The organism is uncultured Brachyspira sp. (assembly GCF_944388875.1).
In the GTDB taxonomy this organism is placed as follows: domain Bacteria; phylum Spirochaetota; class Brachyspiria; order Brachyspirales; family Brachyspiraceae; genus Brachyspira.
In genome coordinates this window covers 18809-33537 of the sequence record NZ_CALXKQ010000031.1, presented here as the reverse complement: position 1 = coordinate 33537, position 14729 = coordinate 18809, and the positions used below count along the sequence as shown (strand labels likewise).

Below are 14729 nucleotides of genomic sequence, written 5' to 3'. Positions count from 1 at the left end.
CACTCTGCACTCTGCACTCTGCACTCTGCACTCTGCACTCTGCACTCTGCACTCTGCACTCTGCACTCTGCACTCTGCACTCTGTTTATTAATCAATAAAAAATATTACAATCATAAAAACATGTCTAATACTTATATAATTAGTACTCTAATTTGTTCAAATAAAAGTTTAAGGTAAAAATTATTTAATTAGGAGTTTTTAATGAAAAAATATAATATATGTTCCATTGTCAATGGACATAACTACGCCATAGAATTAGGTATTTTAATTGTTTCTATATTATTAAATTCAGAAGAAGATGAATATTTTTCTTTTCATATAATTACAGATGATATGTCAGATGATGATAAAAATAAAATACTGCAATTAAAAGAAATTAAAGACTTTGATATAAAATTTTATAAACCAGATGTAGAAAAATATAAAAAATGGTATGAAGAAATAAAAGATAGAATATATTATTGGTGGAACTATATAATATTTGTTAAACTAGATATTCCAGAAATACTAAATGATTTAGACACTGTATTATTTTTAGATACTGATATGATAGTACTAAAAAGCTTAAAAGAAATTTTTAATACAGATATTAGTAATTATTGGTTATTAGCAGCTAAAAACAATTCCTATTTAGTTGATATAAATAATTATAGTGAAGAATATATAAGATATAGCAATATACATAAGTTATCTGAAGAGGAATTAAAAGAAAAATATAAAAATATAAAAGAAGATTTTGAAAAAGTTCTGGTATTTGATAAAGAACCTCATGAATGGGTAAACAGCGGATTTATGTATATGAATTTAAAAGAATTAAGGGCTAATATTAATAAAGCAGATATTGATAAGCATATTATAAAATTGTTTGAAACAAAAATGCGTTTTGGACATGAAGCTATATTAAATCATTTTGTTCCTAATGATAAAATAAAAAGGGTATCAGAATATTACAATGTAATATTTCCACTGCATTTAAATAATGAGTATGCTGATAAAACTATAATAGCACATTTTAATGCAGATCATAGAATTGTAATATCCCCTGAAAATAAAAAATATAGTAATTATATACCATTATACAAAAATAAACTTTTGTTATCTGCTTGGGAATATTTATCCTATACACCATGGTTTAAAGAAAATACTTTTTATTGGATGGATATGTTTTTAAAATATGATAAACTATATTTAGAAAGACATATGGATAAAAAAATTGATAAAATAATTGATTTTTTAGTTTGGCCTATACCTTTTAGAAATATGAGAGATAAAACAAGAAAAAAATTGAAAGATATACAATCATCAATTTAATGACATATATACGAAAATTATATAATTTTATAAATAAAATAATTGGGATTGCTAAATAACAATCCCAATTTATTTTAAATACTAATTAAATATTATATTTGAACATCTTTAGAATAATCAATACCTTCTATTTCAAAGCCATGCATATTCATATAATCTTTTCTAAACAAAGACATATCGGCTATTTCTTTTACATTATCTTTAGTTAATTTATTCCAAGAATCTAAAACTTCACTTTGAACATCATCTCTTAATTCCCAGTCATCTAATCTTATTCTATTCTCATTATCCACAGGAACAGAGTTTCCGCTGTAAAGCTTTTCGCTTATAAGTCTGTACATCTGTTCTATACAACCTTCATGCAAGCCCTTATTTTTCATAACTTTAAATAATATTCCTATATAAAGAGGGACTGTAGGTATAACAGCAGAAGCTCTTGTTACAACAGCTTTATTTACAGAAACATAAGCATGTCCCTTTATTTTCTCATTCATTTTTTTATCTAAGCTATGAGCAGTAGCTTCAATATGATCTTTAGCTCTTCCTATAGTACCATCTCTGTATATATCCCTAGTCATTTGAGGTCCTATATATGAATAAGCTATATTAACCGCATTTTCACTAAGTAAATCAGCATCTAGTAAAGCATTAGTCCATAATTCCCAATCTTCTCCGCCCATAACTTTAACTGTAGCATTAATTTCTTCATCATTTGCAGGCTCAATCTTTACATTTAATAACTCTTCTGTCATAAAATCTATACCTATTCCATTATACGTTTTGCCTATAGGTTTTAATGCAGAGCGGTAAAGTGTTCCTGTTGATTCATCCATTCTTGCAGGAGCAGCTAAACTATATACAACTAAATCTATTTTTTCACCATTAAAAAATGATTTGGCTTCTTTAATAACTTCTTCTTTTGAAGCATTTAAAAAAGCATCAAGTATTAAATTTTTTTGTGCAATTCCATCTCTTTCGCAGCATTTAGCAAAAGCCTCATTATTGTACCAACCAGGTGTAGCAGTTCTTTTTCCAGTAGCTTCCTTTTCAAAAGACACCCCAATAGTTTTAGCACCAAGACCATAAGCTGCAGCTATTCTGCTTGCAAGCCCGTATCCTCCTGATGCACCTAATATAAGAGCATTTTTAACATTAGATTTAACTTTTGGTTTGGATTTTACATAATTAATCTGATTTTCAACTTCTTTTGCACAGCCTAAAGGATGAGCAGTTATACATATATTATTTAATATCTTTGGCTCTACTACCATACTTTTTATTCTCCTATTTTTTATTAAACAAACTTAGCTTTTATACTTTATAATAAAACAGTTTTTTTTTCAAATATTTTTCATCTTAAATGCTTATCAATTAATTCATTATAAAGACCATTATTCATAATAGTATATAATCCGTCATTTATTTTCTGAAGCAGCTCATAATCTGTTTTACCCTCTACAATTTTTAAAACTCTAGTACCCTTTATAACCCCTACAGTTTTTCCTATTAAATCATCATTGACTTTTATTTCATCATTTTCTTTATTTAGTATAATACCTTGACCGGAGCTGCAATACTTATCAGAGAAATTTACAAGCTGTTTTCTATCTTCAGTTATGCTCATGCCTGCTATTATAATATCTATATAATTTGTGTTTAATGATGGTATAAGTTTTGAAAATTGAATAGGAATGAATTCCAATTTGAAATTTTCTTCATTTGCTATAGCATTTATTATATCATAATCAAATCCGTTTATATTGTCATTGCTTACATACACCATAGGATAATCATAAAAATATATTCCTACTTTTAATGTTTTGTTAGAATAAATATTATTTGTGATACTTTTTGTTTCATTAGTGTTTTCAGATATATTTGTATTGGAAGAATTATTGCAGGCAATAATAAAGATTAATAATATAAAAATAATAATTTTTTTCATTTTACAAAATAATTTATTAATTATAAAATAATATTATATACAAAAAAAGTCAATATTTTTTATATAGGATTGTAAAAAAAATATACATAAAAAATATTTGCAAAAACATAATCACTATATTATAATGCATAATGTTGTATTATCAATATTAGGATATAAAATTGAAAGTAAGCTCTGAATATATAAAAAAGTTATTATTAGTTTTAGGTTATAAAGAAACTAATTTTGGAATATATAGTAAAAAATATAGAAATAACTATACCATCAGTATAAATTTTGAGAAGGAAAAAATTTTTTATATAGATAATAATTTTGACAAAAATATCAAATTAGGAGATGGAACAACTTCTAATTTTGAAAACAGCGAGAATTTTGTTGTTTTAGAATGTGTTGATAGACTTTTGGAAAAAGGATATAGCCCTGATAGTATAACACTTGAAAAAAAGTGGGAAATGGGAAGAAAAGAGAAAGGAAAACTAGATATACTTGTTTCAAAAGATAATGTTTCATATTTAATGATAGAATGCAAAACTTGGGGCAGTGAATTTAATAAAGAATATAAGAATATGTTAGATAAGGATAAGAAAGGCGGACAATTATTCAGCTATTATAATCAAGACAGAAATGCTGAATATTTATGCTTATATACTTCAAGATTAAATGATAATGATGAAATAGAATATAAAAACGAAATAGTAAAAATTGATGAAGAATTAAAAACTCTTGCTAATGTGCAAGAAATACATAATAGATGGAATAAACAATTTTCATTTAATGGAATATTTGAAAAAGATATTTTACCTTATGGAATACAGGCAAAAGCACTTTTAAAAAAAGATTTAGAAATAATAACCCCAGAAGATGGAAAAAATATATATAATCAATTTTTAGAAATATTAAGACATAATGTAGTTTCAGATAAGCCAAATGCATTTAATAAAATATTTAATTTATTTGTATGCAAAGTATTTGATGAAGATAATACAAAAGAAAACGAAGAATTATCTTTCCAATGGAGAGAAGCTACAGATAATTATGAAATATTTATTGATAGACTTAATCAGTTATTTCAAAGCGGAATGAAATGGTATTTAAATAAAATTATTTTTTATATAAAACTCGATGATATAAAACAAAAAAATGAAAAAGAATTAAGAGAATCATTAATGCAGGCTATGATTTATAAAAATCAGGAATTTTCATTTATTGACATATTTGATGAAAGAGACTTCAAAAGAAACACAAGTATAGTTAAAGAAGTTGTTGAATTATTACAAAGGTATCAATTCAGATATACAGAAAAACATCAGTTTTTAGGAGATTTTTTTGAAAATCTTTTAAACACAGGTTTTAAACAAGAAGTGGGTCAATTTTTTACACCTCGTATCTTAACAAGATTTATTGTTCAATCTATTCCTATAAAAGAAATGATTAAAGAAAAAATTATCTTAGGTAATAAAGATTTTATTCCAAAAGTTATAGATTTTGCTTGTGGAAGCGGACACTTTTTAACAGAAGTTATGGATATAATTCAAAAATCACTTTTAGAAATAGAAAATGAAAATTTAGACACATTAAAAATAGTACAAAATGTTTTAGACAGATATAATAAAGATCCTGATAAATTTATATGGGCTAAAGATAATATATATGGAATAGAAAATGACTACAGACTTGTAAAAACAACAAAGTTGTCATGTTTTTTTAACGGAGATGGAGAAGCTCAAATACTTCAAACTTCAGGTATTTATCCTTTTAGTCATGATGATTACAGAGGAACATTATTAGATACTAAAGATAAAGAAAATGGAAGATTTGATATAGTTATTTCAAATCCTCCATATTCTGTAAGCGGATTTAAGTCTATAATGGATAGAAATTCAGATGAAGCTTTTGATTTATACAAGGATATAACAGATAGCAGCAAAGAAATAGAAGTAATATTTATAGAGCGTATGAAACAATTATTAAAACCTAATGGATATGCTGCTATAATACTTCCTATTTCCATACTTCAAAATGATGGACTTTATGAAAAGGCAAGAACCATTATATTTGAAAATTTTTATTTAAAAGGGATTGTAAAATTAGGCTCTAATGCATTTCAGGCTACTGGTACAAATACTGTTATATTATTTTTACAAAAAAGAGAAAAATCTATTAGTTTAGAAAATAAAGAAAGTTATGTAAATATGTGTAAAGATAAAAAACTTTTGATAATTGATACAGGAGAAAAAGACGATGAAAAAAAATTTTTAGGATATAGTTTCAGTAATAGAAGAGGAAATGAGGGAATAACAGAAGAAAGGGATAAAGAAGGTACATATTTAGGCAATTTATTGGATGAAAAAAATAGAGATAATATAAATAAGGCTAATTATTATATGCTTCAAGCTTTATATGATAATTATCCTAATGTAGTTAAAGGTTTAGAAAAAAATATATATGTTTTAAATATGAAAGATTGTTTTAATTTTGAATCCGATAATTTTTTAAATAGTATTAGTTTAACTAAAAAAAAAACAATAACTACTAAATATCCACTAGTTAAACTATCTGATAATTCACTTAATATGGTATTATATAGTGGAAGCAGACCTAAAGGTGGAGTTAAAAAAAATAATGAAGGCATTATATCTTTAGGTGGAGAACATATAAATGCATACACAGGAAGAATTAATTTAGATAAATTAAAATATATACCAGTAGAATATGCTAAAACTATGTCTATAAATACAAAAGTTTTAGAAAATGATATTCTAATTTGTAAAGATGGAGCTTTAGCTGGAAAAATAGCTTTAGCAAAAAATATAAATAATGATATGTATATAAATGAACATATATTGAAAGTAAGATTTTCAAATGAAGTAAATCAAAAATTTATATTTTATTATTTATTCATTTTTAATAATGTACTGAAAGAATTAAAAACAGGTGCTGCACAAGGCGGTTTAAATAGAGATAATTTTGGAAATTTATCAGTTCCTATACCTTCCATTGAAAAGCAGAAAGAAATAGTTTATCTTATGGAGGAGCAAGAAAACATTATTTTAGAACAGGATAAAATTATTAAAGAATCAAATGATAAAATTAATAGTTTAGATTTTGTTAATTATGATAAATGTAAGTTATCTGATAAAACTAAATTTCAAATAACTATAGGAAAAAGAGTATTACAAAAGAATATCAAAGAAAATGGTAAGTACCCTATTTATAGTGCAAATGTATATAAACCTTTCGGATATATTGACGAATTGTTATTTGACAATTTTGATTCCACATTTGTATTATGGGGCATAGATGGTGATTGGATGACAAATTATATACTTCCAAATAATCCTTTTTATCCTACAGATCATTGCGGTGTTATAAAATGTATTGATAATTCTGTAAACATGATATATTTTAATTATGCTTTTAATATTGTTGGAAAAGAATATGGTTTTAATAGAAATTTGAGAGCTTCTATAGATAGAATAGAAAAATTACAAATTCCTATACCTGATTTAAATATACAAAATAAAATATCAAATACTATTTTAGATTGCAAAAAACAAATATATCAATCTCAATTAAAAATAAATAATGCTAAAATTAAGCAAAGAGAAATAATGGACGATATATTTCAAATTGAATAATTAATACTCATTGTAAAAAACAATTTGCAAAAACGCACTCACTATATTATAATATATCATCAATATAAAAGTATAATATTTTTAATATCAATCAATTTTAATAATAAGGATATATTTTATAAATGTCATACGCTGAAAAAATTAGAAATTTCTGTATCATAGCACATGTTGACCACGGTAAAAGCACATTAGCTGATAGAATTATAGAGCATACCAAAGCAGTATCAAGCCGAGAGATGAAGGCTCAAATATTAGACTCTATGGATATAGAAAGAGAGAGAGGAATAACTATAAAAAGCCAAGCTGTAAAACTTTCATATCAGGCTAAAGACGGAGAAGTATATACTCTTAATTTGATAGATACCCCAGGTCATGTTGACTTTAATTATGAGGTTTCTCGTTCTCTTGCTGCATGTGAGGGTGCTATATTAGTAGTTGACGCTGCTCAGGGAGTGGAGGCTCAAACTATTTCTAACTTTTATCTTGCCTTTGAAAATAATTTGGAGATTGTACCTGTTATTAATAAAATAGATTTGCCTGCCGCCAATATTGAACTTTGTAAGGAACAGATGGAAAAAGAGTTTGGAGTTAATAAAGATGATATTGTTCTTGCAAGTGCTAAAAATGATATAGGTATTGATGAAATACTTGAAGCAGTTGTTAAGATGATACCTGCTCCTAAAGACAATACTGATAAAAAAACTAGGGCATTGATATTTGATTCTTATTATGATCCTTTTCGCGGTGCTGTTATGATAGTGAGAATATTTGACGGCTCTATCAAAAAAAGCGATAAATTACTTTTAATGGAAACTAAAGCAGAGTACGAAGTTGAAGAATGCGGTACGCTTTTACTTGGGCTTAAATCAGCTAATGAACTTAAAAGCGGAGAGGTAGGATACATTATTGCTGGCATTAAAAATATATCCGATATAAAAATAGGAGATACTATAACACTTGAAGAAAATCCTTCTGATGAGCCTTTAATAGGATATAAAGAAGTTTTACCTATGGTATTTGCTGGTATATTTCCAGCTGAAGATGAAGATTATACTAGTCTTCAGAAAGCGTTAGAAAAATTAAAATTAAATGATGCTTCATTAGTGTATGAGCCAGAACGCTCTATAGCATTAGGTTTCGGATACAGATGCGGATTTTTAGGACTTTTACATTTAGAGATTGTACAGGAAAGACTTGAAAGGGAGTTTAATCTTAATCTTGTAATAACTAGCCCTTCGGTAGAGGTAAAATTAAAACTCACAAACGGCGAAGAGAAAATTATTGATAATCCTGCAGATTTTCCTACAGCACAGTATATAGAAAAATGTTATGAGCCTTTTATAAATGCTCTTATAATAGTGCCTACAGATTATTTGGGTAATATTATCTCTCTTTGTATAGACAGAAGAGGTACGCAGACATCATTAAATTATTTAGATGATAAAAGAGCAGAAATAAAATTTGACTTGCCTTTAATAGAAGTAGTGTATGACTTTTATGATAAATTAAAATCAATATCAAGAGGATATGCTTCATTTGATTATGATTTTTCAGACTTCAGAGAAAGCCAAATAGAAAAGATAGATATACTAGTTCATGGCGAAGTAGTAGACGCTTTATCATTTATGGCACATAGAAGCAATGCCGAAAGCCGCGGAAGACAAATCATAGAAAAATTAAAACATCTCATCCCAAAACACATGTTTCAGATTCCTTTACAGGCTGCGATAGGAGGAAGAATTATAGCACGTGAGAATATTAGTGCATTAAGAAAAAATGTTACAGCAAAATGTTACGGAGGCGACATAACAAGAAAAAGAAAACTTCTTGAAAAACAAAAAGAAGGTAAAAAGCGTATGAAAGCTATTGGAAATGTTGAAATCCCTCAGGATGCATTTATAAGCGTACTTAAAACCGATGATAATAATAAATAAATTATATTTTAGCTTTTAATACTTTTTGAACTGAATTTTAAAGTATAATAGCAGCATTCTATTTGTTATCTAGTAAAAAGTATTATAATAATTGTATTAATTTTTTTATTTAAAAAATTACAAAAACTTACATTCGTCAATATAGTTTTAAACAATTCTATTGAAAAAATATTATAATGCTGTATCATATTCAGCATAAAATTTTGAGGAGTATAAAACATGAAAGCATTGATACTTAGTGATAATTTTTTTGAAGATTCAGAATTATTTTATCCATACTTCAGACTTATAGAAGAAGGCATAGAAGTTGATATTGCTGCTTTAAAAAAAGGAACTATATCAGGAGAATACTTTTTTGAAGTTGAGGCTAAATTAGATTTCTCAGAGGTAAATCCTGAAAATTATAAAGCTCTTATAATACCTGGAGGAAGAGCACCTGAAGCTATAAGAGGAAATGAGGATGTAAAAAAAATAATAAAATATTTTATTAATAATAATCTTCCTATAGCAGCAATATGTCATGGACAGCAGACTTTAATATCAGCAAATGTATTAGAGGGAAAAGATGCCACTTGCTATATATCTATAAAAGATGATTTAATCAATGCAAAAGCAAATTACAAAGATGAGCAGGTTGTTGTATGCGGAAATATTATTACTTCAAGATGTCCTTCCGACTTGCCTTATTTTGCAAAAGAATTAATCAAAAAATTAAAATAATTTTAAGTATTAATAAATTATGCTCTTAGTAATTGTAAGAGTATAATTTATTAGCCTTTTCAATACTAAATGTATTTATTATATATCTCTTACTGATATTATAAAATATTTAATCTTTTTATAAAAATGATTAAAACGAAGATATATTCATGCATCAGTATAGATGAAAATGAATTTTATTTCATATTAAATAAAAAATATGCCGAAGGCAGTACTTGTCTAGTTTTGAAATAACTCTATTAGAGAATACAAAGATATTATGTAAATTAAAACTATTAATGATAATTTTTACTAAAATACAATTTACTATTTTTAAATAAGTAGTATAATTTATAGAAATTTTTATTTAAGGATTTTATTATGATAGATGTAAAATTAATAAGAGAAAATATTGAATTAGTAGAGGAGAATTTAAGAAAGAGAAGAAGTAAAGTATCTTTAGACAAATTAAAATCATTGGAACATGAAAGACTTAATCTATTAAAAGAAGTAGAGCAGGACAGAGCCAAAAAAAATGAAGCTTCTAAAAAAATCGGCGAATATATGAAATCAGGAAATAAAGATGAGGCAGAAAAAATCAAAGAAGATATGAAAAACTTTACTGAATCCTTAAATAAAAAAGAAGAAAAATTAGCTGAACTTGAAGAATCGGTTAATAATGAAATACTTTATCTTCCTAATATGCTTTCAGAAGATGTGCCGGAAGGCGATGATGAGCATGCCAATAAAGAGATTATAAGATGGGGAGAACCTCGTAAATTTGATTTTGAAGTTAAAGATCATGTTGATGTGGCATTAGGACTTGATATACTTGATATTGAAAGAGCCGTAAGAATGTCTAGAACTCGTTTTTCTCTTATGAAGGGAAAAGGTGCTGCATTAGAAAGAGCATTGATTAATTTTATGCTTAAAAAACACACTTCAGAGCATGGTTATACAGAATATGTGCCTCCTATGCTTGTTAATGGCAGAACTATGACTGGTACGGGTCAGCTTCCAAAGTTTGAGGAGGATTTATTTAAAACTACTGATGATCCTGCTTTATACCTAATACCTACTGCAGAAGTTCCTCTTACAAATATTTATAGAGAAGAGATTATACCAGAGAATATGCTTCCTATATATGCAACAGCCTATACTCCATGTTTTCGTTCTGAGGCTGGCTCTTACGGCCGCGATATGAGAGGACTTATAAGACAGCATCAATTTGATAAAGTAGAGCTTGTAAAAGTATGTGCTGCTGACAAATCTAAAGAAGAGCATGAAAAAATGCTTAAAGACGCTGAAAGTATTTTGCAGGCTTTAGAGCTTCCATACAGAGTTGTAGTACTTTCTTCTGGGGATATAGGTAATGCCGCTTATAAGACTTTTGATATAGAAGTTTGGCTTCCTTCTCAGAATACTTACAGAGAAATATCAAGTGTGAGCAACTGCTGGGATTATCAGGCAAGACGTATGCAGATGAGAACCAGAAGAAATGGTAAAACGGAATTAGTACATACTTTAAATGGTTCTGGTATTGCTGTTGGAAGAACTTGGATTGCTATACTTGAAAATTATCAGCAGGCAGACGAAAGCGTTATTATACCAGAGGCTTTAATACCATTTACTGGTTTTGATAAGATAGAGAAGCCTAATTAATAATATTAGTAAATAAAATTAATAAAGTGCATATCTTAAATTAGGTATGCACTTTATTAATTATAATTAAATTTTCGCACGGTTAAATAAATTTTATAAATAATTGAAATTCTAATTCACAATCAGTCAATTTTAAATTTCGTTCTGCGTGCGTGAGTAAATCCCAAAATTTAAATAACTCTTGGGTGGGCAGTTAAAATAACAGAATAAAATAAAAAAGAAAATAACATTAAAAAAACAAAAAAAGATTGAAAATCTAAAGGGTGGGAAAATGTAAGTAAATTAAAAAATTAATTACATACCCCGCCCTTTATTCTTTTTTACTAAATTTTAAATCTTTATTTTAATTATATTTAGTATGTATAACACCCGCCCAAGTTTTGGTTAGATTTGAGATTCTTATTAACGCACGGTTAATAAAGTTTTTTAATATAAAAAAAATTTGAATTGCAAATATGTTTATATTTTTAATTATATTCTGCGTGCGGTGAGTAAATACCAAAATTTAAATAATGCTTTGGTGGGAATTAAAATAAATTTTATTATAATAAAAGGCTTGATAATTTTATTACCAAGCCTTATTAATATCATATTTTATTGTCAGTATTACATGACCTCTGCTTCACTCGTTCCAGTATCATTGGAATTAAATTTATCCATATCAACTTCTTTAAGTATTTTTCCAGTTGCAGCAGCCGTAATCATACCATCATTAACGTTAAGCATGGTTCTTCCCATATCAATTAAAGGTTCAATACCAAGAAGCACAGCAACTAAACCAACAGGAAAACCTAAAGCCGAAAGTGTTATCAAAGCAGCATTTGTAGCACCTCCTCCAACTCCAGCGATACCAAAACTTCCTATAGCAATTATGACTATAGATTTTATTAAAAAAGAAGGCTCAAGCGGATTAATTCCCATAGTAGGAGCAATCATAGCTATAACCATTGCAGGATAAATACCAGCACATCCGTTTTGACCTATAGTAACAGCAAGAGAAGCAGAAAGGTTAGAAACTCCTTCTGATATTCCCATTTTATCTTTTAATGTAGAAACTGTTAAAGGTAAAGTACCAGCACTTGTTCTTGATGAAAAAGCAAATGCCAAAGTAGCGAATGATTTAGAATAGTATTTTATAGGATTATATCCGAATATAATAAGTATTATACTATGAACTATGAGCATTATAAATATCGATACATAAGATGCAATCAGGAACTGACCTAATTGAGCAAATGCATTTAAATCACTAGTGGCCATAAATTTAGCCATAAGTGCTAATACTCCAAATGGTGTTAATCTCATAACAAAAGCTACTACTTTCATAATGACATCATGCAAAGACTGCATGATTTTATAAAAGAAATCAAAAATATCAGTTTTTTTCTTTCTAAGACCTAAAGCAGCAGAACCTATTAAAGCTGCAAAAAATACAACAGAAAGTGTAGGAGAGCCTCCCATTCCTGCTAAAGCTGCAAAAGGGTTGGTTGGTATAATATCCAATAATTGCTGAGGTACTGGTCTTGAAGAGAACTGCTCTAATTTACCTTCATAATTAGAAGCTCCTTTAGATATATCTCCCACTATAGATTCCAATTTAGAAGCATCCAATCCAAATCCTTTAGCAGTCAAGAAACCAACTAAAGCAGATATTGCTGTTGTTATCATTAATACAGCTATAATTATAATTGTCATTTTCCCCACATTGCTGTCGCCTTTAATATTAATTAAAGCCATAGTAATAGATACAAATATCAGAGGCATAACAAGCATCTGTAAAAGCCTTACATAACCGTTTCCCACAACATTGTACCAAACTATAGTCTGATTAACTACTTCCATATTAGAAGCATAAATTGTTCTAAGTACAAAACCTAAAGCCAAACCTAAAATTAAAGCACTTAATACCCTATAGGTAAAATTAATATGCTTTTTCTGCATTGCATATAATACTCCGATTATAAGAAGCAGTATTATGATGTTAATTACAACATAAAGTCCCATATTATTACTTCCTTTAAAATATTTTAGTGCATACACTATAATATAAATTAGAAAAAATTGATATACATATATTGTAAATAATTGATTACAATATAGATAAAAATTTGAAAATTATTATTACATACCCCGCCCTTTATTTCTTTTTACTAAATTTGAAATTTTTATTAAATTTAATATTAGACTTATTTAAAAAATACTTGAAAATATTATATAAATTACTATTTTAATATATAAATATTCAGTATTTCAACTGACAACACCAAAAACAGACTTTGTAAGCATGGATGATAGTTCACAAAATTAATAAATAAAATTAGTTTTGTAACAAGTCTCTATATAGATGTATTATTATATAATGATTTAAAATAATATTATTCAGTAATAAATTCGTTATATATTAGTGCATATTTGCATTTTATTATTACTAATTTTTATTTATAAATAAAACTAATATATACTTTTAAATAATATAAATAAATTAAAATTATTTTATTATATCAAGCATACGTTCTCTTAATTTATCCCTATATTTTCTAATTGAAATAAACCAAACTATCTTATCAATCATTTTTTTTATAAAATTTTTTAATTTATTCAAATCATTATTTATTGAAGTATTCATATCACTAATAGAAATATTCCTATTGCTAATAAAATAAATATTATCTTTCATTATATCTATTTCTTCATATCCTATATTATAATATTTTTTTTCTGCATTGTTTAAGAACACCTTAATCTCTTTAAAATAATTTATTGTCAATTCTCTTGATTCAGATAAAGCATCTTCATATATATTGCATTTATCTATATCATTTGATATATTGCCTGAATATTCTACAGGTTTATATTTAAAATAATCAAATTTATTTGCAAATTTTCCATATATAATTACTTTTTTTTTCATTAATGTTGCCCAATATGCAGCATGATAAGAATTTGTTAATATTATGTTTGAAGTTAATATAAAATTAATAATAGTTTCTATGCTATCACGATTTTCTATAGTTTCATATTCATCAAATATCTTCTTAAAACCTTCATGTTTTATTACCCCAATATCTCTTTCAATTAATCTATAATTGCTGTCAAAATATGGAATCATACATGTAGCACAAGGTACATATCTTATTTTAGATTCATGATTATAGTCTCTGATTGATAATAATTTAACATTATCTAATCTAATATTTTCTTCTATTTTGTTATAAAAATGATGTTCTTTAGGCCTTTTATGAAAACCCAATGACCAGAATATAACATTATCAGATAAATCTAATATTCTATTTATATCACGATTAAATGCTTCACAATTATCTAATAATCCACCACCGCCTATAATAACAGTATCTGATTTTTTTATAATATTAAAGTTAATATTAATAATATTGTGTATATGAATATCATAATTATACAATTCTTTAAAAAAATTATAATATCCACATAACGTATCACCAGTATTATGATAAGCTATAAGATGTATATAATGTAACATATATAAAACCCTTTATATAAAGGCTGCCTACCCTATTCAG

9 protein-coding genes are annotated in these 14729 nt (G+C 26.6%); 5 read left to right on the top strand and 4 right to left on the bottom strand.

The genetic code is table 11. The annotated features are described in order from the left end of the window. Window positions 1-202 precede the first annotated feature (202 nt). Window positions 203-1312, top strand: coding sequence for a glycosyltransferase (locus Q0J69_RS12920; RefSeq protein ID WP_297208185.1), 1110 nt, complete (start codon window positions 203-205; stop codon window positions 1310-1312). Window positions 1313-1404: 92 nt separating this feature from the next. Here Q0J69_RS12920 and fabV read toward each other — a convergent pair whose 3' ends face one another. Then, window positions 1405-2583 carry an enoyl-ACP reductase FabV gene (gene fabV / locus Q0J69_RS12915; RefSeq protein WP_297208184.1) on the bottom strand — a complete coding sequence of 393 codons (1179 nt, stop codon included), beginning with the start codon at window positions 2581-2583 and terminating at the stop codon, window positions 1405-1407. 80 nt (window positions 2584-2663) lie between these two features. After that, a complete protein-coding gene (locus Q0J69_RS12910; protein WP_297208183.1) occupies window positions 2664-3257 on the bottom strand; it encodes a transporter substrate-binding domain-containing protein in 594 nt (197 codons plus the stop codon). A 161-nt stretch (window positions 3258-3418) separates the two neighbouring features. Here Q0J69_RS12910 and Q0J69_RS12905 point away from each other — a divergent pair, with 161 nt between their 5' ends. The 4 genes from Q0J69_RS12905 to serS all read left to right on the top strand — a co-directional run bounded on the left by Q0J69_RS12905 (window position 3419) and on the right by serS (window position 11190). Further along, a complete protein-coding gene (locus Q0J69_RS12905; protein WP_297208182.1) occupies window positions 3419-6895 on the top strand; it encodes an N-6 DNA methylase in 3477 nt (1158 codons plus the stop codon). 122 nt (window positions 6896-7017) lie between these two features. Beyond that, window positions 7018-8829, top strand: a complete 1812-nt coding sequence (gene lepA / locus Q0J69_RS12900; RefSeq protein WP_297208180.1) for a translation elongation factor 4 — start codon at window positions 7018-7020, stop codon at window positions 8827-8829. A 219-nt stretch (window positions 8830-9048) separates the two neighbouring features. Then, window positions 9049-9549: a type 1 glutamine amidotransferase domain-containing protein gene (locus tag Q0J69_RS12895; protein ID WP_297208179.1), complete on the top strand. Its 501-nt coding sequence runs from the start codon at window positions 9049-9051 to the stop codon at window positions 9547-9549. A 360-nt stretch (window positions 9550-9909) separates the two neighbouring features. Further along, entirely contained in the window at window positions 9910-11190 is a 1281-nt protein-coding gene (gene serS, locus Q0J69_RS12890; protein ID WP_297208178.1) for a serine--tRNA ligase, read from the top strand. A 606-nt stretch (window positions 11191-11796) separates the two neighbouring features. Here serS and Q0J69_RS12885 read toward each other — a convergent pair. Then, window positions 11797-13194 carry a cation:dicarboxylase symporter family transporter gene (locus Q0J69_RS12885; RefSeq protein ID WP_297208177.1) on the bottom strand — a complete coding sequence of 466 codons (1398 nt, stop codon included), beginning with the start codon at window positions 13192-13194 and terminating at the stop codon, window positions 11797-11799. A gap of 484 nt (window positions 13195-13678) precedes the next feature. Continuing rightward, complete coding sequence (locus Q0J69_RS12880) at window positions 13679-14689, bottom strand: polysaccharide pyruvyl transferase family protein (protein WP_297208175.1); 1011 nt, start codon at window positions 14687-14689, stop codon at window positions 13679-13681. Window positions 14690-14729: the final 40 nt, after the last annotated feature.